The following is a 23,421-nucleotide window of genomic DNA, read 5'->3' as shown; positions in this document are numbered from 1 at the left end:
CTTTGGAAGCGATATACTCACGCTTCTTCACTCTATGGTGAGCTGGGCGAGGGCATCGTAAGGTGCGCCAGTGTCTGGTAAGGCTGGTAAGGTCAACCCCGTTCAGTTCACCACCCACGAGATTGACCGCTTCGTTGGTGGTTCCATATTCTACTTACCAGAGGCTGCCCTATGGCTACTACCCCAACCCAAACTCACCCGTTACTTTCTCTCTTTCTAAATCCTAACGTCGATTTCACCACCCTGGCCGACCGCTGCGAACTGTACGCCGAAGCCCAGGCGGAGTTGGACTTTCCGGTGCTGCGCGCCGCGTTTTGCGAGCGCCTCATCGCCTGCCTCACGTGGCTCAAAGATACGCAAAACGACCCGATCCCCCGCCATCTGGAATCACAGTTTATTACTAATAGCTATCCCCTTGCTTATCCTCGCTTTGAGCCCGATACGGGGCAGCTGTGCGACTACTGCCTTGCGCTGGCGCAGATTCTGGCCAACCGGGAGTTGCCGCACGACGTGGAGCAAACGCTGTCGGACCTGCTGTTTGGGCTGGTCTGCTACCTCGCGGCGGAGCTTAAAGCCCCGCGCTGGGTGCGTACGGCCAATGGGATCGTTCCCGTTCATGGAGGTGAGCTATGAAACCGCAGGACTGGCATTCCGCTGACGTTATCGCAGCATTAAAAAAGCGCGGCACGTCCCTTGCCGCCGTCTCTCGCGACGCGGGGCTGGCGTCCACCACGTTGGCTAACGCGCTGGCTCGCCGCTGGCCAAAGGGGGAAAGGCTGATTGCCGGGGCACTGGGAGTCGCACCGGAGGAAATTTGGCCGTCTAGGTATTACGGCAGGTAGAACGTTTTCTGAGGGGCTTCCCGCGCTGCCGTTAGCCATGGCGCGGGTCTCCGGGCAGACCGCATAATGGGTAAGCCTTTCACCTCGTCAATCAAATTCAGCTATGCCGATAACACGCTGGGCGAACGTTCCGTTTGCCCTCCTCTTCTAACCACCACTTAGAACCCATCCCTTTCAAATTCAACCGCGAGCAAACGCACATTTTCGCAATACGGGATAAGTTTGGGTTAAAAGTACTGGTTATACTTCCATATAAATTTACTAAGGAAGGCGCCACGTCATGATGAAAAAGCCCGCCACGCGGGAAGCGTATCGAAAGCGCATCAGGAAGTCTTACGCGCTGCTTGCCCGCTCGCTGGACGCGCCGGTGAACATCGACGCGCTGGCCAGCGAGTCCGCCTTTTCCCGCTACCACTTTCACCGCATCTACACTTCGCTGGTAGGAGAAACCGTTGCCGACACTCACCGCCGCCTAAGGCTAGACCGCGCGGCGTCTTACGTCGCCTCCGGCGCGCGCAGCATCACCGATATCGCTATGGCGTCAGGTTATGAAACGCCGCAGTCATTTTCACGCGCTTTTAAAGCGCAGTTCGGCCTCTCGCCCGCTCAGTATAGAAAAGCGGGAAAATCGCCAAACGACGGGGCGCACGCCCCGCTCTATCCCCCCATCAATCAGGAGACTATCAGCGTGAACGTCACTATCGAAAACCGTCAGGAAGAAACCGTCTACGGCGTCCATCACGTCGGCCCCTATAATGAAATCAGCGGCGCATTTAATGCCCTGTGGCAGTGGGTGATGGAGAATAATCTGCAGGAGCGGGCCAGAGCCGGCATCGGCATTTATTATGACGATCCCACCGTAACGCTCCCCTCGCAGTGCCATTCCGACGCCTGCGTCGCCTTTGACGCGCCGCTCGCCGAGCCGCCGAAGGATGAAAGAATTCAGACCATTCAGCTGGCGGCCGGGCTTTACGCCCGCTACCGCCACGTCGGCCCCTACTCTACGCTGGAACAGGCCTACGGCGCCTTTTATGGCCAGTGGTTGCCCAACAGCGGCTATGAGTGCGCCGACCTGCCGGCGTTTGAAATCTATCTCAACAACCCGTGCGATACGCCGGAAAGCGAGCTGATTACCGATATCTATATGGCGATTAAAGGATAACAAGCCGCCTTCTAGGTCTATCGAAGACGACGCTCATCGGTAAAATATAGAACAAGCGGAAGAACGATGGATGCTCCTCCGCCTTTTTGCCAACGCCGGTTGACGTTTACCGAAGCGCCTTTAGATAAGAAATGTCTATTTTTCCACGCAGGCTACCAGGCCTCTGCCAGAAGCCTGCGTGGAAGAGCCACAGTTCATATAGTTGTTGTAAGTACAATACTCACCCTTATCGTTGGTACTTTTAGTCAAATAGTCGCCGTCCGGCCAATGGAGCGTTTTGACAATGGATTTTAGCGCCGTCAGATCGTCTATATCCGGCAGGTTATCAATCGAGCCGCACTGCGCAACGGCGTTCAGCTTGTCCTCTCGCTCGTAGTAGCTGTAGGCCCAGAATTCATCACCATTAATACCGTCGTAGGTCCACGCGGGGGGAAGCTGCGCCTCCGCCACTATTGGAGGACGACGCAACGTCTTTCCATTGATTTCAACGGTATCCGGCATGTATCCCCAATAGGTTGCCTTATCCGAGTCAGGGCTGTTTGGCGACGCAAAAATCAGGTTGGTCGTTTGCTCAACGCCGTCTGCATCCTGCATCGTAAAGGCCATAAGATCCTTAAGCCCCGCATACCCGCTGGTCCCAGTAAAGGAAATCGATATTTCAGCCTGACCGTTAGCATTGGTAACGCCGTACCAAGGGGAAGAATATAAACCCGCACTCTGCCCACTCGGCGCCACGGGCGTAACCAACAGGTTAGCCGGCTTGCTCGCGATGCCTGAACGCGTTATTGTCTCTCTCCTTTGCATCGCAAACGGAGCGCCTTCAACCGGCCTGCCGTCAGCAGATCGGACGGTCACCGTTATTGAAACGTCTTCGTCTTTCTTGGCATAGATAGCCGACCTGTTCGCATCCCAACTGGGGGACGTCACCTCCATAACCGCAGGCTGTGGATGAGAGCCTTCTCGTAGGCACATAAACATCCATTGCGTGCTATTACTATTGGATAACGAAACGGTATTCTTTACCCCCGTCGACAATTGAATAATTTGACGCGATACCGTAGACCCTTGTCGTTTGGCATCCCCAGTCCAATACGCCCGATCTGGCAGGCCAAACGTCTTTTTCAGCTTACCGGAAGGGTATTCATCATACAGCGCCTTCAGCTCTTTCATAAAGGGCAGCGCGCCGGAGGCACAGCCGTTCACGCCCTTTTCGGCCTGCGGAAACGTCAATTCCGCCCAATTCTCTCCACTGAGATAAACCGAACCCGCCTCTCCCGGCGAGGGCAATTCCGCCGTCAGGCGAGGACGTTCAAACGTCAAACCGCCGCTGGCCGTGATGGTCTCCGGCATGTGGCCCCAGAAATGCGCCTTCGGCGTATCGGGGCTGGTAATAACCGTAAAGATAACGTCTATCTTTGCCTGCAGCGCCTCGCTCGCACTGGCCTTGGGTCTTACCGTCAGCGTGGTTTTTACGCCATACCCGTTGTCCTGTTTAACCGTCACCGTCGCCCTGCCGTTCGCGTCGGTTACGCCCTGATATTTGCTCGTCGTCCCGGTAAGCGGGGTGCTATCTATATAGACGCCGGGAGAACTACTTACCTCTCCCTGACGGTCAACCGCATCGCTACGGGTAATAACGAACGCCGTATTCGGAGAAGGGCTGCCGTCGCAGCCGAGCGTGGTGATGGTCAGTGTTATTCTTTCGCCCACCTTTGCCTTTACCGCCTTTAACGCTTCATCAAAGGCGTCTGATTCAATAGCAATTGGCGCAGCCGCTGCCGCCGCGACGTCAATCCTGACGCGTGGGCCGAACAGCGCTACGGGGCCAAAGTTAGGCTCTCCGGTAAGCGTAAAGAGCAGCAGAGCCAGAGGCTCGGAAGATTGTTCCAAGGCAGGCCAAACGACAAGGCGGCTCCCCGCCATTCCCTGTTCGCAAAAGCTTTTATCGCTGACTGGCTGCGGATCGAGCGGCGTTTCCGGCGTATCGGCGTTAGCCCACGTCAATGCAATAGTGGGCTCCTGACCTTCCCAATGCAGTTCTGGGGGAATAGAAAATAGATCGCCTTCGGCATCGTACGCATTATTCACGGTCAGTGAATTAATACGGGTATCAGCACTGAAGTCATCTGGTCTAGCAGCGTAACTCACGGCGTTAACTTCAGCCATATTAAGCAAACTTTCATTCAGAGCGACGGGAATACTGACGCTCTCGGCTGAAGGCGCAGTGCCGTTAATCATTCCGGTCGACGAATGGGGCTCATGCCAGGTATCTCCATAGGCGAATGCCGAAAGCAACAGCGCAATTCCTGGCGCTGCGGAAATGACGTTCCCTGATAGCCGTCCCAATTTTTCAATAAGTGCGCCCATGCAATCCCTTTGCCTCACTTCGCCAGCAAATAATTACCTATGATATAATTTCATTATTTTATCAAATAAAAATATGCTCACCTAGCTTATTTATCAAAAAGTTACTGCAAACATGCCGCAAAGCCCGCCGTCGTTTTCGCATCGATATAGCAGCTGCTGCTTCCGCTTGACTCGTTATAGCCACAGTAATACTTGCTGCTCGTCGTCCGAGACAGATAGGTATAGCTTGTCGTCGTGGGCCAGCCCAATGAACTAAACGTTGAATGCAAAGCCTGTAGAACGTTAATATCCGGCGCGTTACTCAGGCTGCCGCACTGCGCGGCAAGATCCCAAGTATTCGCGTCAACCGTGTGGGCCATTGCCCAGGTTTCTTTATTCATCAAGACGTGTAGAGGCGACGTGGCCCCCGAAGGCAGCTCGGCGACCAACAAGGGGCGATGCAGCGTCTTACCGTTTGCTGTTGCCGTATCCGGCATGTGGCCCCAGTACAGCGCTTTGTCCGTATCCGGGCTGGTTAATACCGTAAACGTCGCGTCCAGCGAGGCCTGCGCTGAAGCGTTGTTCGTCAGCTTGGCCGTCAGCGGCGTTTTCAGCCCCAGGCTCTTATCCTGATGCAGAGTAAACGTCGCCGTGCCGTCGGCGCCGGTCGTACCGCTAAAAACGTTGCCGCTGGCCGTCATGGCGCTGGAAGCGCTGGAAGGCGTCAGCTCCTGAAGAACCAGATCGTCGGCGCCATTTTCCGCCTCCACGCTGCCGTCAGTCACTACCTCGCCAGCCCGGTTGCGCGAATCGCCGCGCGACAGCGTGAATGCCTGATTGGCCAGAGGATTACCCGCGCTGTCTTTTACCGTTACGGTGAGAGCAAGAGCCTCGCCTTTTTTAGCCACCGCGGCGTCTTTAGCCGTATCCATATTCGTTGACGTCAGCGTAATGCTGGCCGCCGTCGAGGCGTGCGGATCAACCAGACATGCCTGCCTGTAGGCTGAAGACGACGAAGAGGTTGTATGCTTCTGGCCGCTCTCCAGGTTTAGGGCCTGACGGAAGTGGGTCGCCTCGTCCGCATCAACGGCCCACCAATAGTTGTCTTGCCCATCGACCGGCCAGCCGAACTGGGTATTAAGCGCACCTGCCGGATATCGGTCGTACAGCGACTGCAGCTCTTCGAATAGTGGCCGATAGGCTTCGCTACAGTTAACGATGCCTTCGCTTTCCACTTTTGACGCCGCAATGGCTGGCCACGTTTCCCCGTTGGATACGTAGGAGCTATAGTTTGCTTTGTCGGAGGGCATCTCCGCCAACAGCTGAGGGCGATGGAACTTGACGCCGTTGCCGTTGGTCACCGTTTCCGGCATGTGGCCCCAATACCGGGCTTTGTCCGTATCCGGGCTGGTCACTACGGTGAAAATCACCGGCAGCTCCTGCCAAACCGTATTGTTGTCCCTTAGCTGGGCGATAAGCAGCGTCCTCAGTCCGTCACTATTATCCTGCGTTATCTTCAGCGTAACCGAGCCATCCGCGCCGGTTACGCCTTGGTATACGTCGCCAACGACGATATTTTGTACCGCTGCCGTACCTAGCTGTACCCCTATCTTCGATAGTTGAACGTCTTTTTCTTCGCTACCCTGCCTATCGGCGCTGGCGCCCCGGCTAAGAACAAAGGGCGCGTTGCCGACGGGGTCGCCCGACGCGTCTCTTGCCGTCACCACCACGTCTATCGTTTCGCCTTTCTTGGCCACCGCTGCGTTCTTAGCCGTATCCATATCGGGTGAAGTCACGGTGATACTGGTCGGCGTCGCGGGATGCGGATTGACCAGACATACCAAAGCCTGATTATCGGTTGAGCTCTTCGTGCCGGTCGCGCCGGTTTTCAGATGAACGTACGGATACATCCACGCGTAAGGTTCGGGAAGCGCCCACCAACCGGCGCTGGCGTTCGACACCGGCCAGCCGTACAGCGTTTCCAGCGTGCCGTTTGGATGATCGCTATAGAGCGTTTTCAGCTCTTCCTGCGTTGGTTGGTAGGTCTCGCCGCAGGCCGTTTTTTCCGCCAGCCCCGGCCAGTTATGGTTAAACAGCGGCCAAAGCTCGTTTCCACCCGGAGAGCTAAACGTACCGTCTTTTGACTGAACCTCGGCTGCCAACAGCGGGCGATGGAATTCAACGCCGTCGCTGCTCATTACCGTTTCAGGCATGTGACCCCAGAACTGTGCCTTGTCCGTATCCGGGCTGGTGACTACGGTAAATATCGTGTCAATAGAGGAGGTCGGATTAGGATAGTTATCAAGCGTCGCCGTTATCTTCGTCTTCAACCCCATTGTCGAATCCTGTCTGAGGCTAAACGTTGCCGTACCGTCGGCGCCGGTAACGCCGCTAAACACAACGCTGGTCGTGGTCATTGAAGCCGTTCCCGCGGCAGGGGTGAGCTCTTGCAGCGTGATGTCATCCGTACCGCCGTAAGCATCCGACTGCTTGACTACGCCGCTGCGGGACAGGCTATCGCCTCGAGAAATCGTAAATGCCGCATTCGGCGCAGGATTCCCCGCGGAATCTTTCACCGTTACGGTCAGCGGAATTTCTCCCCCTTTCTTCGTTTTAGCTACCTGAGTGCTTTCATTAAACTCGCTGGACGTCAGCTCAATCGTCGCCGGTAGCAGAGCGTGCGCGTCAACCAGACAAACTTGAGCGTTGTAGCTTCCCGTTGAGCTGTCTGAACCCTTGCCGCCGGTATTTAAATTAAGATATTGGTAGTATCCGGTGCTTTCCGCCCTGTCGGCCGCCCACCAGTATTTATTCGATTTCACCGGCCAGCCGAACTCGGTCTCAATCGAGCCGTTCGGATTATCGCTATACAGCGTTTGCAGATCGCTCATTAGCGGCTGATGGGCGGCATCACAGGCTGTGACGCCCTCCTGCTGTATACCGGATATGTTAATCAACGGCCATTTTTCGTTATTGTAGGTATAGGAATAGCTGGTTAGCGGCGCTTCTCCGACCAACATTGGTCGATAGAACTTGACGCCGGCGCTGTTAGTGACCGTTTCCGGCATATGGCCCCACATCTGAGCCTTATCGCTGTCCGGGCTGGTGATGACGGTGAAAATAGCATCCAAATCGCTTTTAGTCGGCGGATCGTCAGACAGTATCGCCTGTAGCGGCGTTTTCAGTCCAATACCGTCATTCTGAGCGAGTTCTAGCTGGATTTTTCCGTTAGCGTCCGTCACGCCGTACCAATATCCTCGAGCATCTGTCGAAGAGGTATAGGCAAACGTTATTGCATCCGAAGCGGGTGATACTGGGGTTAATAACATACTGCTGGCGGAAGTCGTATCGCTGCCGCTCGCTCGGCCAGTCGAATAACTTCTGCCTAACCGTACTGTGATATCCGGCTGTGGTACGCCCGCATCGTTGGCGACAGCGATCGTTAGCGGAATTGTTTCGCCTTTTTTCGCCACCGCCGCAGATTTGGCAGCATCAAACGCCGTGGAGCTTAGCGTTAACGTCAGGTTTCTGCGTTTCGTCAGGCAAAGCTGCGCCGTTGCCGTATTGGCAGCAGTAGCTTTCGTCGCGCCGTTATTTAACTGTATGTACTGGAACTGGCTGCCCCGTCTGTCGTCGGTCGGTATAGAATTCCCAGCGCCCCAGTAGGCGCCCGACGCAACCGGTAAGCCAAATTCGGTAGCCAGCTCGCCGTTCGGATGGTCGTTATACAACGTTTGCAGATCGTCCATCGTCGGCAGTCCTAAACGATCGCACGGGCTTGCAGAATTAAAATACAGGTTGGGATAACGGCTCCACGTATACCAGATCTCATTGTTAGCAGAAAGGCCTGACGTATCTGACGTCGAAGAAAGCTCGGCCCTCAGCAGCGGCCGGTTGAACTCAACGCCCGCGCTGTTGGTAAACGTCTCCGGCATGTGTCCCCACATCGCCGCTTTATCGCTGTCCGGGCTGGTGACTACCGTGAAGATAGCGTCTTTACTGTCTTGAAGTCCGCTGCCGTCCGTCGTTTCGGCGGTGATGGTCGTCTTCAACCCCGCCGTGTTGTCCTGAGAAAGCTTAAAGGTAATCTGTCCCTGTTCATCGGTTAGCGCGTAGAGGTACTTAGCAGCAGTATCCATCAGGAATGACGCCGTGCCGGCGGGCATGACGTCACTTAACGTAATGTCATCCGCGCCGGAGGTAGAATATACCCCGCCGTCGCGCTTAAGCGCATTGCTGCGGCTTATCTTCACCAGCAGATCCTTCATCGGCTGACCCGATGAGTCCTTGACGGTGACGGTGGCAGAAATTTTTTCACCCTTTTTTACCTTCGCCGCTGCCGCTGCTTCATCCCAATTATCGAACGTCAGCATCAGGCTGCCAGCAAGGCTTTTCGGCGAAGTCAGGCAACTCTGCATATAGTAAGCCGACGTGCTGGTCGTGGTGGAGATATCGCCGCCGCTCAGCAGGTTAACCGTCATATAGGCTAGCTGCGCGCTTTCCGACGACGGCGCAGCATAGTCGCCCGCCCACCAGAACTGGGTTACATAGGCATTGCCTTTATTCACCACCGGCCAGCCGTTAACGGTGCGCATCGCGCCGTCCGGATAGGTGTTATACAGCGCCTGAAGGTTTGCCGCCGTAGGCAAATAGCTGCGCCCGCAGCCGTCGTTAGTGCCGTTCCAGGCGTTGGTTACGGTAATAAGCCCCCAGGTTTCGCCCTTGTCATAATCGCCGTTGGTGATGGCGAACGACTTGCCCGGCGCAGAGGCGAATTCGCTGGCCAGCAGCGGGCGCTTGTAGACCAGGCCGTCGCTGGAGGTTAATGTGTCGGCCATATGGCCCCAGTAGTTAGCCTTCGGCGTATCCGGGCTGGTCACTACGGTGAAAACAACCGGCATAGTCTGCTCGGTTGTCGCGCCGTAGTGCTCTATTGACGCCGACAGCGGCGTCTCAAACCCGGCGCCGTCGTCCTGGCTGATATCCAGAGTCACCGACCCGTCCGGCCCGGTGGCGGTATAATACTCAACGCCGCTGTTGCGCCCATCCGTATGGTTAATGTAAATCACCGCCGCCTGAGAGGCGTTTACCTCCCGGTTGGCGCGCCCAACGCTGTCGCCGCGCTTGAAGATAACCGGAGTATTGCCGACCGGATTGCCCTGTGCGTCCAGCGTCGTTATCGTTACAGGTATTGTTTCACCTACCTTCGCCTTAGCGAAGCCGTCGCTCTCTTTATATCGACTTGAGGAAATCGTTAACTGCGTCGCCGCCGCGTGCGGACTTTGTTGGCAAACGAAGTAGAGCTTTTCATTCCAGAGGCTGGTCTTAGCGCTGCCGTTTTCCATGTTAATAGACTTGGCATAGCGGTTATCAAAAGACTTGGTAAGGTCGGTTGTTCCCGTCTGATAGGCTTTGCCGACAACGGGCCACCCCTTTTGCAGGTTAATCGCGCCGTTGGGCCAGGCGTCGTACAGCGACTGCATGGCGTCAAGCGTTGGCACATAGGCAGGGCCGCAGGCATCCTTAATAACCTCAAAGTCTACCGTTGCCCAATCCTCGTTGTTTTCCTTATATGCGTTCTTGCTAACGCCCTCGGGGAGTTCCGCCATCAAAAGAGGACGCTTAAATACCGTACCGTCCGCCGCCGTTACCGTTTCAGGCATGTGGCCCCACATGGTGGCCTTGTCGCTGTCCGGGCTGGTCACCACGGTAAAGATAGTGTCAATGCTGTCCGTTACGCTGGCATCGTTATACAGCGCCACGCTGATTGCGGTTTTTGTACCGGGCGCATCCGGGCGGGTGACGTTGATAATTTTGCTGCCGTCGGCCCCCGTCAGGCCGCCAATTTTTGTCGAGCTGTCGTTTAGCGATTCGCCGTCGATAACTACCGGCGAAACGACGCTGCTACCGCTGTCGGCGGTGTATTTTTCCCCCTGACGGGTATAGCCGTCACCGCGGGAAATCGTAAACGCGGCACCCGGAACAGGGTTGCCGGCGCCGTCTTTCACCGTCACTTTCAGCGGCAAGGTTTCCCCTTTTTGCAGCTTCGCCGCCTGCAGGCCTTCATTCCACTGCCCTGCGTTCACGGTTTCAATCGTAATAACCGCGCCGGAGGGATTTTCATTCTCGAGGCAGGACACATAGTCCGTTGCGCTGCTCGGCGCAGAAGTATCGCTTCCCGTTGACAGAGAGGTCTCCTTCCAGGTCGAGGTTCCCGCAGGCGTTGACGACCAGTAGCCGTACAGCACCGGCCAGCCGTGTTCCGTATTGATTTTATTGCCGCTATTCGCGCTATACAGCGCGCTAAGCTGATCGAGCCTCGGCAAGTGGTTTAGCGCACAGCCGCCTGTGTCAACGCGGCCGGAGGCGTCGTCGTGGTTTACCCGCGCCCAGGTTTCATTATTCTCTTTTTGAGTTACGCCTGCCGCAGGCGCCTCATCCGCCAGTTTCGGACGGCTGAACACATCGCTTCCAACCGTGATGACGTCGGACATGTGCCCCCACATCTGGGCGCTGGGCGAATCGGGGCTGGTAGGAACGGTAAAAATAACGTTGTAGGTAATCGGCGTCGTTATCAGCGAATTTAACGGTTCAATCTTTAACGGGGTGCGTAATCCCACGCCCTGAGGCTGCGCAATCGTCAGCCTGGCGTAGCCCTGCTCGTCCGTTATTCCGCTATACACCGTTGAAGCCTGTGAAGCGCCGTACGACGCCCCGTCGATAACCAGCTTGCCGTCGGTCGCATCGTCAAACCCGGTCACAAGGCCTTTGCGGTTAACCCCTTGCGACACCGTTACGGTAAATCTGGCGTTAGGTACGGGCTGATTATTCAGCGCGTTTAGCGAACGCAGCGGCAGGATAATATTGTCTCCAACCTTCGCGGTCGCCTGTCGCTTCTCGCTGCCTTCGGCCTCCACGCTCATGACCGTAATAAGCTCATTGCCTGAACAGGTAAGATAGTTTGGCTGGCCGCCGCTAAAACCGCTCTCGTTTCCGTTCGACAAATCAACGTGATGGAAGTTGGAACCGTCGTTATCCGCGGCCAGATAGTCGTATCCTTCGGTTGGCCATCCGTACTTGATCTCCATCTGGTTAGAGGCGTTCGCGCTATAGAGATTCTCCAGAGAGGAGACGTCCGGCACCTGACCGACACCGCACTGGCTCACCGCGGCGTCAAGCGAATTAAAGGTCGCCCAGTCTTCGTCATTTTCTCTAAACAAGCCTGTCTTATGTTCGGCTTCATCCGCCAGCATTGGCCGCTTATAGATGTTGCCTGCGTTGACCACGCCCTGCATATGCCCCCACATGCGTGCCTTATCAGTATCAGGGCTGGTGACGACGGTAAAGATGACGTCCGTGGTGTAAGTATTGGGATTGCCTTCACGCAGCCCGGCCGTGATGGGAGTGCGTACGCCCGCCCCCTCATTCTGAGTAAATACAAGCGTGGCTTCGCCGTTAACGTCAGTCATCCCCTCATACCGGTGGCTGGTTTCCGACCTCAGGCCCTCTCCCGCAGCGACAACGGGCGATTTTTCCCACTCGGCGTTCGTTTCCCCTTTGCGGTTCGTGGCGCTACCGATAGTCAGGGTGAAATAGCGATAGGGAAGCTTTTCCCCCGTTGCGCTGTCGATAACCGACAGCTTCATCGTAATGCTTTCGCCGACCTTCGCCTTCGCCGCCTCCAGCGTACTGTCAAAGTTATTTGACGTTAGCAGTATTTTAGGCGTGACTTCCGGCGCCGCTTGGTCAACGCAGCTGGCCAGATGGATTTCCGAATCCTTCGCTGACTCCGCGCTTTTATTAAGCATGTCAACGATCTCGTGATAGCCGGAAAAACCTGGGGAAGATGACCAGTAATAATTATCCTGTAGCGGCCACCCTAAAGATTCCTGAACGGTATGACTTCCCTGCGCGACGATCAGCGCGCCCAACTGACGAATGTCGGGCAGTATGTCACACTGACCTTTCGCACTATACCAATCGAACCGAGCCCAGGTTTCGTTATGATCGACAATCGTAGCATCAGCACCGGAGGCTTCCGCCGCCAGCTTCGGGCGATAAAAGGTATAGCCGTTGGCGGAGGCGCTCTCCGCCATATGGCCCCACATCGTCGCTTTGTCGGTGTCCGGGCTGGTTTTTACCGTGAAGATGACGTCTACGCTATCGCTTAGCGCGCCGTTGTTCTGAGGCCTGACGTGAAGCGTCGTTTTGACGCCCGGTCCGTCGTTTTGCGTTACCGTCACGGTCGCTGAACCGCTGGCGTCGGTAACGCCATGATATTCGGTAGTGCTTGAAGTCAACTCCGTATCCCCGACGTGAACCGGCGATGCGTTGTTTATGCCCCCTTGGCGGTTCAGCGCGTCCGAACGGGTAATAACAAACGGTGCATTGCCTATCGCGTTCCCCGCGCAGTCTTTCGTCGTTACCGTCAGGGTAATGCTCTCCCCGACTTTGACCTTGGCCGCATTGAGGCCTGCGTCAAAGTGGTTGGCCTTGACGGAAATCGGCTCATTTTTTGCCGCCGCGACGTTGACCATAACCCGCTGTTCCAACAGCGGCACCGACCCGCTGTTAGGAGAGCCGGTGGTAGTGAAAAGGTTCAGGATGGCCGCTTGCGCAGACTGTTCTATCTGCGGCCAAACGACCAGGCTGCGGCCGGCCAGGTTTTGCGCACAGAAAGAGAGATTGGCGGCAGGCTGAGGATTAAGAGGCGTCTCTGGCGTAGCCGCATCCGCCCACACCAGAGAAAAATCGGGCTGGGACGAGTTTTCCCAACGCACCTGAGGCGGCACGGCGAACAGATCGCCTTCGACGTCCTGAGGATTGGCCAGCGTTACGGCATCAAGCGCCGCGTTCGCCGAAAACTCACCTGGCTTTACGGAAAAATCGACGCTGACCGCGTCTTTTGAATCCAGCAGCTTGTCGTTCAGATAGATGGGGATCTCGGCCCCGTCGGCAACCGGCGACGTACCGTTAATCGCGCTGGTTGAAACGTCCAGCGCCTGCCAGCCAGAGGCGTTCGCCAATGTACAGAACAGCAAAATCGCCGCCGTCAATACGATAAGAAAAGCGCCAGAAAGGCCTTCCCGCTTATTGACAGAAGAAGGGTTGTTCCTATTCATATCCGTCCGGTTCTCTATCCGCTTCATGCTTTGAAAAATAGCCTATCGTCGTCATAAACGACTTTTCAAAACGAGAAAAAGCCGGCGTTCCCTAAAGGGAAGGCCGGCGTTGTTTACATTACTTACGCTTGTATTCGATGGACAAGCCGTAACCTTGAACACCGTCCTCGCCGGCGCCGCTAAAGATTTGCGCCTTAGCCTCGGCGTTGGTGGCCGGGATAGCCAGCGCGGCGTTGTTGGTGCTTTCGTTAGCATAGCCGCCGTTAGCATGCAGCTGCAGGCTGGTTCCGGTGAACTTCCAGCGGTAGTCGTACTGATCGGTAACGTCAGTCTCGCCGGCGTCAAACACATCGTTGTTATTGGCGTCTTTCCACAGGCGTACTTTATACGTCGTCGACGTCTTAAGCGCCGTAGAGGTACCCAGCAGGTTGGTGCTGCTACCGTCTTCGTAGATAGCCACTTTCACGCTATCGTCAACCACCGGACCTTCCGGAATATCGTCATCGTTAGAACCGCCGCCGGCGTTGGTTGACAGGTCAACCAACGTGAGGAAATCGACGGCCTGATTGGGCGTACCGGTGGTCGTCGTCGGTTTAATCTTGATGCCGAGATAGTAATCGGCGTCATCGTTCGTGATCGTATAAGTGTCTTTACCCGCAGAGCCGCTGATTTCCACCGCGTCGGAGCCATCCTGACTCTTTGAACGCAGCCAAACAACCGTCCCCTTGGTAGCGGTGTTATCGTTGTCCAGGTCGCCTTCCGTATCGCCAATGGCCCAGTTTACGGTGACCTTATCGCCGATGTGGAACTGCTTCTCGCCGGTAGTCGACGCCGTACGGCCGCCGCGGTCAACGGTCACCGTGACGTGGCCCTTGTCAGCCTCAGTGGTTTCCGTCACGCTGCGGGTGATCCAGGGAACCGTACCCTCGATGCTGCCCGTATTTTGCGTCACGACCTGCCAACCGTTGGTATCCGTAGACTTTAAGTTTCCCGCCGCGATTGCCGACGTAGAACAGTAACCTGCAACAACCAACGCCAACGCAACCTTGGTTAAACGCCGCTTTGTTGATAGCCTCATTCCCTTCTCCTTTGCTGTGTACTCCAGCGTTATATGTTTCGGCGGTGGGCGTTTATTCCCTTCCCGCGCTGACGTGATTTAATTTATTGATGACTTCTTGCGATACAGCACGCGAAGCCCATACCCCTGCACACCGTCTCCCCCTTCTCGCGTGCCGAAAGCGGCGGCCGCCTCATGGTTGGTTTCCGGTATGACCAGATCTTCATTTTCCGTATTAGCCTGAGCGCCCGTTTCTCCGTGTGCGCTCTGACCGGTAAATTCCCACTTGTATTCGTACTCGGCCATCTCTTCATCGCTCACCCTTTCAGAGAGCTGGAACGCGCCGTCGCCGTTTGCGTCGCGCCAGAGCATAAAGCGATAGGTTTTATTCAGCGCCAGGCGATCGTTATTCCCTATCAGGTTGACCGGATGCCCTGAATCAAGCTGATAAATAACGGGCTTAAGCTCTTTTAACGACGTATCGTCAAAGGCGACGTCAACGTAGTTACTCTCTCCGTAAGCCGCCGCTTTAGCCTTCCAGCGGAACACGCCCGGCAGCGTACTGGCTACGGTGACGGTGCCGGCTTCTTCGTTACGGTCCAGAATAAAAACGCAGGGGGCCTGCACATCGCACGGCGTGGTGCTCAGTTTGACCTTCTTGTCGTTTTCGTCGTAAAGCTCCGGCGCCATTTTGTCGTCCTCTAGCGTATTGCCCTTGCTGTCGGTCGTGCTGCCGAAGGCGTCACTGACCAGCAGGTCCAGCACGACGCCGTCTTTACCGTTCGCCTGCGCATTCGTTTCGTGGCTGTGCTCTTCGTCTGCGTCTTTAACGCTATTTGCCACCAGCTCAATCCGACGGTCCTCTTTTACGACAATCTCAACCGGATCGGAGTTAACGCGATGCCCCTTTTCGTCTTCCATCGTAATGCGAACCAGCCAGGTGTTCCGGTCGGCACGCTCTTTATCCGTCAAGCCGCCCTGCCAGGCCGGAAGCACCAAATCCCAACGGTTATTGTTGCCTTCCGTCAGAGCGTTGGCCTTTATCACCGGCATCACCATCGTTTGGTTAGCCCGGCTCTTTGCCTGCCAGCTGGCCGAAACAATCTTGTAGCGGCTGCTTATCAACGCATTGACCGTCCAACGGCAGCTTTCAAGCCCCTCACCGGCTTCCGGCGTGTCTTTAATTACGCATTCCGGATGTTCGTTATTCGCGCTCGCCTTCAGCCACAGCGTGACGTCCAATGCGTCCTTTTCGCGATATTCAAGGACGATGAAGTTGTTGCGATCCACAAAATCGTGTCGGCTTCCCTTCAGCGAACGCTGGCTTTTCACCTTGTCCGGATTGAGCTGATCGTTCAGCGGTACGCCAAACTGGTAAGTCAGCGCGGCGTTGACGTTGATGCTCTTGTTGTCGCCCGTGCCGGCCTTATAGTCCGCGCCGACGGTCACTAGCGGCACCGGCGTATAGTTCAGGCCCAAGGTCACCGCATGAGGATCTTTTTGTCGGTTATCTTTACCGAACAGCGCAACCTCATCGCCGTAATACTGTTCATACACCAGCTTTCCGCCCAGCTGCGGATAAGACGGCAAGTAGGCTTCCGAGCGCACGTCCCAACCGCGCGCCGGGCGCTCTTCGTAGAAATCGAAGTCCTTCGAGTCCTTCCAGTCAGAAAGCGGATGGTAATAGTTCGCGGACAGCTTCAGATAGTCCGTCCAAGCCTCTGCGCCAACCCCCAGGCGGCGGTGATCGCGAGACAGGTCATGATCGTAAAAAAGGTTTCCCCCCAGCAGCCAATCGCTAACGTCCTGGCGCACGCCAAAACCGATATTGCCAATGGTGCGCTCTTCTTTACGCTGTATAGAAAACTGGTTAAACAGCAGCGTGCTCTGGTTGTCATACCAAGGGACGAAATAGTCCAGCGAACTGCCTTCCAAATCCCCGTCTTCGCTAACCGCAAGGTTGGTTCTCACCTTGCCGAACGGAGACAGAGCGCCTTCAACGTAAGACTGCGTTGTCGACGTGACCTTATTCTTAACGTAGCCCCGCGCCTGAGACTCCAGCGCTTCAGGCGTCAGGTTTTCAAATCCCTGACTGGCGGAAGAGGTAAAATAGTCAGAGGCGCTCTCTTTCAGGCCCTTCCCCTCGTCCTTGTTTAAATACTTTTCTCCACCGCTTCCGAGTTCCGGCAAAGATGCATCCCGAGAGCTCTTTTTTTCACCATTAGCAGGCGCGGATACGCCGTTAGGCGCGGCTTGCGCCCAGGCTAATCCGGATAAAAATATCATGGACGTTATCAGCAGTCCTCGCCGCACGGTGCCGCTCCCTTTGCTACACATGATGATAAAAAAGTGGTGAATTAATTAATAACCCAATGGTTTCATAAGAAACCGTTAATCCATAAAGGTGGTGATTACTTATCCGGCTAATCCAAATAAGGTCTATTTCTTAGGCAGGAGTTTAATGAGTTGCAGGGACACATCGGTATCCAAAATGCGAAAAGCAATAAAAAACAAAATAAAATCAAATAGTTAATTAAATGATTTACAGATATTTAACGTCTAAATATATAAGGAAAAATCTCTGTTCATTGCCGTAGAATAGGCATTCATCAATATGGTTTACACAAATGAAATATAAGTGCTACATAGTCCATCTTATATTTGTATAACGGTTAAGATTCATAATTACCGTTCTACATACTTAATTACATGTCCTTATTAATAGAAAGGCGGAATATTATATTCCGCCTTTTACAATATCACTCTATTACTCTTTTATCAGTCCTTCTCGCCCTGATATTCCGCTTCCGCTTCGTCAAAGCGAGTCAACATTTTTTCGCTTGGCTTGCCGCCCACGCGGCTGAAGACAACAATAGCGATAGCGCCAAACAGGAAGCCAGGGATTATCTCGTACAGGTTAAACCAGCCAAACTGTTTCCATATCAGCACCGTTGCCGCCCCAACCAGCATGCCTGCCAGCGCTCCGTTGCGGGTCATCCCTCGCCACAGAACGGAAAGCAGAATAACCGGGCCAAACGCGGCGCCGAACCCGGCCCAGGCGTACGCGACCAGCCCCAGAACGCGGTTGTCGGGGTTAGAGGCCAAAACGATCGCGATCACCGCCACCAGCAGCACCATCAGGCGCCCTACCCACACCAGCTCGCGCTGGCTGGCGTTCTTACGTAAAAACGCCTTATAGAAGTCTTCCGTCAGCGCGCTGGAACAGACCAGCAGTTGGCAGCTCAGGGTGCTCATCACCGCCGCCAGAATGGCCGACAGCAGCACGCCGGCGATCCAAGGGTTAAACAGCAGTTTGGAAAGTTCAATAAACACCCGTTCGCCGTTTTCGCTTACGTTGCCCGCAAGCTGCGGATTGTTGGAGAAGAACGCGATGCCGAAGAAGCCGACCGCCACCGCGCCCGCCAGACAGAAAATCATCCAGGTCATGCTGATGCGGCGGGCTTTGTGGATCACGTGGTGGGAATCCGCGGCCATAAAGCGCGCCAGAATATGCGGCTGCCCGAAGTAGCCCAACCCCCACCCCATAAGGGAAATAATGGCAACCCAGTTAAGGCCTTTAAACATATCCAGATATTCGACGCTTTTCGCCTCAATGACGTCCATCGAGCTGCCAAAGCCGCCGACGGCGATGATTACCATCACCGGCGTCAGTATCAGCGCGAAAATCATCAGCGAGGCCTGAACGGTGTCGGTCCAGCTCACGGCCAAAAAGCCGCCGATGAAAGTGTAGGCGATGGTCGCCGCAGCGCCGACCCACAGGGCGGTGTGGTAGTCCATGCCGAAAGTGCTTTCAAACAGGCGAGCGCCCGCCACCACGCCGGAGGCGCAGTAGATGGTGAAGAAAATCAGGATAACCACGGCGGAGAAAATGCGCAGCACGCGGCTTTTATCTTCAAAGCGGGTGGTGAAGTAGTCCGGCAGCGTCAGCGCGTTATGGTTGACTTCAGTATGCACCCGCAGGCGACCGGCGACGATGCGCCAGTTCAGGTAGGCGCCTATCGTAAGCCCGATGGCAATCCAGCTTTCGGAAATGCCGGACAGAAAGACGGCTCCCGGCAGCCCCATCAGCAGCCAGCCGCTCATGTCTGACGCGCCGGCGGACAGCGCGGTGACAAAGCTGCCCAGACGGCGGCCTCCTAAAATGTAATCGCCAAAGTTGTTAGTCGCACGGTAGGCGGCCAACCCGATAACGATCATCCCCACAATGTAGACCACAAAGGTCACTAGCATTGGTATGCTTTCGGTCATGCAGCTCTCCACATCCACGTCTTGCCGTTATTCAGTCGCTGCCGATGACGGTCGTCTTTTATTGATATTGATAATGCACCGCTCGTCGCCCCATATTCCCGCAGGCGAACGGACAAAAAAGACCGAAATTATCGCCATCTTTCCGCAAGATGACAAGCCGATGACGGATATTCCAATAAATCGTTTTTATGCAGCATGAATCACCACTTGCCGCGAAATTAACCCCACAGGGTTCGCCCATTTTCATCACAAATATCACATTTAGAGTTTGGGCTTTTGCACAGAAGGCGGGCAACGGCGACAAACCGCTCGAAAATTCGTCTCTATTCCCGCGATTTACCCGAGGTTTTCCGAATTTTATCCCCTTTTTCAATCACGAATATTGTGGTTATACTATGAACAACTTTGAATATTGCGCGATACCTCCCAGGTTGGCCATAAATCAGCGATTGCCATGAAAACGATCTCTACCTCTGTCCCCGCTCTTGATAAGGTTGTTCGCGTCTGCGACTTTTTGTCCGATAAAAACGGCGCAACCTTTAGCCAAATTTATCAAGGCGTCGGCATGGCTAAAAGCAGCACCTCTTCGCTGCTTAGCGCCATGGTGACCCACGGCCTGCTGCGGCAGGACGGCGATAAATACTATCTGGGCCTTCGGCTGTACGAGCTCGGCAATAAGGCCGTAGAACAGTACGACATTAAGAAAATCGCCCAGCCGGTGCTGGCCGCGCTGCGCGACGATACCAACCTGACCTGCCACTTGGGCGTCTTACAGGGTTCTTCCCCTATTTACCTCACCAAGCTGGAAAGCCCACAGGCAATTGTTATCCGCAGTTGGGAAGGCAAACGCCTTTCGCTGCACAGCTCCGGCCTCGGCAAAGCGATTATGGCGTGGCTGAGCCCCGAAGAGGTGGACGACCTGCTGAGCGACGAGCTGCCGCTAACGCGCTTTACCGACACCACCATCACCGACGTTCCTACGCTCAAGAAGCAGCTTGCGCTTATCCGACAGCGCGGCTGGGCCTACGACGACGAAGAAGACAGCCAGGGCGTGCGCTGCATCGCCGTGCCGGTGTTTAACCCTCAGGGGCAGGTTATCGCCGCCATCAGCGTTTCCGGCGTGGCGTTCCAAATTCCGGACGATAAACGCGAACAGCTAGCGGAGCGAGTGATGCTGGCGGGGAAGGAGCTGTTGGGAAGGTTGAGATAGAGGAGTTGCAACTTTCGATGCAAATATAGCCCCCCCTCTTGGGGGCGGGATCTAACACAGGCGCAGTCCCTCATCACCCATAACTAAAGAAAGCCTTCTCCTCCTTCTACAGATCGCGGGCTTTCTTATTGACTCTTTCTGCTTCATGGCATGCAGCCCTGTTCATCGAGTTAATACACCGCCACGGCCATCGCTAAACCACCGATGATGAAGCGCGTTATTTAGGGTACTCAGACCAAGGCAACTGGTAATGAGGCCCGTCTTTTAACGACTTCCAGTCACCGCCCCATTCAATAACGATCCTTAATTCATTCGCCGCCGCCTTAAACGCATTGGCAATTTGCACGTAGTATTTCCACTCCCAGGATCCGGCTGACGTTGGATAGGCAAATACGTCGACCGCATGACCCGTTAAATGGCGACTATTTGATGTCTGGCTCTTGCCGGCTGCGACTAATTGCTTTTGGCGTTCGATGCTGCGTACCCCTTCGGTAATGGCGAAATCAACCGGGGATAGTTCCAACGCTCTCCGGGCTACCTTGACCAAATCAGGGTGTACGCCGCTCATATTACGCTCGCTTCGATTGCTGAATTTGAAACCGTTCATTTACTCCTCCGCTTGATTCACCTTTATTCGCTCGAATCAGAAAGCAGCTAAGCTCCAGAATAGAATTCTTAGCTACAACTTAATAAAACCGCTCATCAATAACCTGCTCTTCAATTTAAAAAACAAACCTAACACAATTTCCACATAATATTGTGTTCAATTAAAACCATATGCTGCGCCCAAAAAAGTCATAATTCATATTTATCAGTAATAACCTTCTATTTATATATCCGGTTTACATAAATTTTGGATTTGTTTACTCTTGGATATCAAAATGTTTTTTCTAACGCTTGTAATAACTTCCTGCATATATATTTCTGACGATGAAGAAAACAGCCGCTCGCTGCCATCAACGATTCCAGCGTAGCGTTTAAAATTCCGCACAACAAACGAAAAAGCAGGAAAATAACTGCGACGCTTTCAGCATCAATGGACTAACTTAAGGCATAGTACAATTACTAATTAGCATTAAGGTTATTTCCATCTAAAGAAGCAAGATCAACTGCACTATTTTATTCGCCCAACATTAGCTAACTTCAGCTGAATGGCCCGCTCGATATGCATTGCCATTACTTTTCACATCCTTTCGCCTTCCACATCCAGCAGGGAAGCAAAAATAATATTGCAAATATTTGTTCTCGTAACTTCAATTCGCTTTGTTAGTTCACAAAAGTCTACTTATTTTGTGAAGACAGTTGAGTTAGATCTCCGGCCTTATCGCTATGCACCCAATCAGCCAGCTTCCGCACCGCTTTTTGTTGAAGCAGCGCGCTTATCCACAGGCTCAAAGCGGATGAAGCCGTAGCCGATATCGAAGGGCCACCGACCAGCAGCGGCGTCAGCAGCTGCTTTGTTTCAGCCTGAGCGCAGTCAAAAAGCGGCAGTTTCTCTACGGGGCCCAACAGGTAATTAGCCTGTAAATGTGGATGACGCTGAAAATAGCGCAGCGCATACAGTAGCATATTTGCCTCAGACTTCGGCCATGCGTAGCAGTGCCGCAGAACGTAATTCTGTTCAAACAGCAGCGACAGACGATAGCGTGGTAGCACCTGCAAACATGCGCTCATTACAAAGGGATACCACGTCTCCTGAGCAGTCATCAGCTGTTCCGCCAGCCAGCTTGCGGGATCCAGTTGCCATTTATCGGCATAAGGCCAACAACCGCTGTGCAGATAGCGGGAAAATACCTGTTCCGAATTGCTAAGCGTTGTTTGGCTTACCTTGTTTCGCTTAATGTTTCCCTGTTCAAAATAGCGCTCAGTTAACTGTTTCCGAAAAGTTTCAATAAATCGCGAGCGAAACTGAAATTCAAACGTGCCGTATGAAAAATCGTCGAGACAGATATTGATAGCGCCAATATTAATATCTACATCATTATCACCGACAACCTCCCGTATAATATTTTCACAGCCATATTTTAACGACAAGCGAGAAAAAGAGTCATGTTGAGTCATAATTTTATGATGTTCATAATTAAATATTTCCATTATCATATTGCAACGATGAATTTTATTATCCATATTTCCCTCAGCGATAAGTATTGAATGCTATTATTTTGATGCTTTAATTAAGTTAATTAAATCTTAATAATTCACATCAATATATAATATCCACCTGAACTTCATGGTATGATTCGACAGCTTAATCTCATGAGAATGAGGTTTCCTACTGCCTATAGAAATAGATGGCAATCTTGTGAAGCAAGCAATTCAACAAGATTGCTTTAGCAAAAGCTAGCGTTCAAACATACCTATAACTTCTCTCATTTCTTTATCGCCAATAGCATTGTTATAGTGTATTGACAAGCTAACTTTGAGATCGGCAAACTCATACTTATTGATATGCTTTATATTGAATAGACCAGCAATACGTTCTGGCATGATAAGCATAGCTTTACCATTTATCACACTAAGCAGCATTGACGTCATATCCTCATCAACATCCTCAATTCTGAAACAGGGATACGTTTTACCAATTACGTTGCTTAACATCCCTTTAAGCTCATCTCCACCATTACTTTTCTTCCTAATCAGAATTGGAATATTGTTCATCACCTCGCGACTAGAAAAGTCATTTTCATGGATATTTCCAGGACAACATATTACAACGCTTTCTTGTTCAAGAGTTATTTTTTTAATATGAGGTATGGGGACGTGAGAGCGATAAGAAATAAGGATAGTGTGTTTATTTGCCAATAAAAACTCAAATTCCTTAGCTGCAACATAGACATAGTGATATGTAACAGAAAAATTCGCTATGTCAAATTGCTTGATGAAGTTGCATACCATAAGATGTGGAACAGAGAGATCAAATATTATATGAAATTTCTTACCGCGTTTCCTTGGATTAAGATCATTCTCTAATGACAATAACTCATGGTAAATTGGAAGAAGCCTCTTGTGAATTTTAAAAGCTATCTCCGTGGGCTCAAGCTTATTATACTTTCTTATAAATAGCCTTTCAGACAAAATACTTTCTAAATCACTCAGTGATTTTCCTAGTGGGGAGCGTGTAATACATAACTGTTCCGCAGCCTTATTTAAACATTGTGTTTCCATAGCCATCATGAAATATTGCAATCGTTTATTAATAAAAGTATTCATTACTCCCCTCACATTCCAATGTAATAAAAATCAAAATATTCCCATTCACAAAAATACATCATTTGATAATAGCTAACTGACTAATATAATCAAAAAATAATTCCTGTTTTAGTCATTTTGCAAGCAAAATTGCGACCCAGTACAAAGAATAAGATAGCATTTTTATAGTAATACAATTGCTATTAACAATAATTTGGAAACAA

General features: G+C 53.1%; 12 protein-coding genes. 4 read left to right on the top strand and 8 right to left on the bottom strand.

The genetic code is table 11. From position 1 onward, the window contains the following. Positions 1-171 precede the first annotated feature (171 nt). From G544_RS0101365 to G544_RS19675, 3 genes are all read left to right on the top strand, one after another. Entirely contained in the window at positions 172-633 is a 462-nt protein-coding gene (locus G544_RS0101365; protein WP_027272926.1) for a hypothetical protein, read from the top strand. Beyond that, the gene (locus G544_RS0101360; protein WP_027272925.1) at positions 630-842 is read left to right on the top strand and encodes a helix-turn-helix domain-containing protein; all 213 of its coding nucleotides are present in this window, start codon (positions 630-632) and stop codon (positions 840-842) included. The genes G544_RS0101365 and G544_RS0101360 overlap by 4 nt, the downstream gene beginning before the upstream one ends. 280 nt (positions 843-1,122) lie before the next feature. Next, a complete protein-coding gene (locus tag G544_RS19675) occupies positions 1,123-2,004 on the top strand; it encodes an AraC family transcriptional regulator (RefSeq protein ID WP_051155518.1) in 882 nt (293 codons plus the stop codon). Between the two features lie 135 nt (positions 2,005-2,139). Here G544_RS19675 and G544_RS0101350 read toward each other — a convergent pair whose 3' ends face one another. From G544_RS0101350 to putP, 5 genes are all read right to left on the bottom strand, one after another. Continuing rightward, entirely contained in the window at positions 2,140-4,371 is a 2,232-nt protein-coding gene (locus tag G544_RS0101350; protein ID WP_027272924.1) for an adhesion domain-containing protein, read from the bottom strand. Between the two features lie 101 nt (positions 4,372-4,472). After that, positions 4,473-13,472: an adhesion domain-containing protein gene (locus tag G544_RS19670; RefSeq protein WP_051155517.1), complete on the bottom strand. Its 9,000-nt coding sequence runs from the start codon at positions 13,470-13,472 to the stop codon at positions 4,473-4,475. Between the two features lie 118 nt (positions 13,473-13,590). Continuing rightward, on the bottom strand, positions 13,591-14,550 hold the full coding sequence (locus G544_RS0101340; RefSeq protein WP_027272923.1) for a SinI family autotransporter-associated protein: 960 nt from the start codon (positions 14,548-14,550) through the stop codon (positions 13,591-13,593). 78 nt (positions 14,551-14,628) lie between these two features. Continuing rightward, entirely contained in the window at positions 14,629-16,842 is a 2,214-nt protein-coding gene (gene sinH / locus G544_RS0101335) for an intimin-like inverse autotransporter SinH (protein ID WP_373876281.1), read from the bottom strand. 465 nt (positions 16,843-17,307) lie between these two features. Beyond that, on the bottom strand, positions 17,308-18,798 hold the full coding sequence (gene putP / locus G544_RS0101330; protein WP_027272921.1) for a sodium/proline symporter PutP: 1,491 nt from the start codon (positions 18,796-18,798) through the stop codon (positions 17,308-17,310). A gap of 454 nt (positions 18,799-19,252) precedes the next feature. Here putP and G544_RS0101325 point away from each other — a divergent pair, with 454 nt between their 5' ends. Further along, the gene (locus tag G544_RS0101325) at positions 19,253-20,008 is read left to right on the top strand and encodes an IclR family transcriptional regulator (RefSeq protein WP_027272920.1); all 756 of its coding nucleotides are present in this window, start codon (positions 19,253-19,255) and stop codon (positions 20,006-20,008) included. Between the two features lie 217 nt (positions 20,009-20,225). Here G544_RS0101325 and G544_RS0101320 read toward each other — a convergent pair whose 3' ends face one another. The 3 genes from G544_RS0101320 to G544_RS0101310 form a co-directional block, all read right to left on the bottom strand. Further along, complete coding sequence (locus G544_RS0101320; RefSeq protein ID WP_027272919.1) at positions 20,226-20,615, bottom strand: M15 family metallopeptidase; 390 nt, start codon at positions 20,613-20,615, stop codon at positions 20,226-20,228. 674 nt (positions 20,616-21,289) lie between these two features. Next, positions 21,290-22,135: a contractile injection system tape measure protein gene (locus G544_RS0101315; protein ID WP_027272918.1), complete on the bottom strand. Its 846-nt coding sequence runs from the start codon at positions 22,133-22,135 to the stop codon at positions 21,290-21,292. A gap of 213 nt (positions 22,136-22,348) precedes the next feature. Continuing rightward, positions 22,349-23,218, bottom strand: a complete 870-nt coding sequence (locus tag G544_RS0101310) for a LysR family transcriptional regulator (protein WP_027272917.1) — start codon at positions 23,216-23,218, stop codon at positions 22,349-22,351. Positions 23,219-23,421 lie beyond the last annotated feature (203 nt).

Source organism: Leminorella grimontii ATCC 33999 = DSM 5078, from assembly GCF_000439085.1.
GTDB classification, from domain to species: domain Bacteria; phylum Pseudomonadota; class Gammaproteobacteria; order Enterobacterales; family Enterobacteriaceae; genus Leminorella; species Leminorella grimontii.
This window is presented reverse-complemented; position numbering and strand designations above follow the sequence as displayed.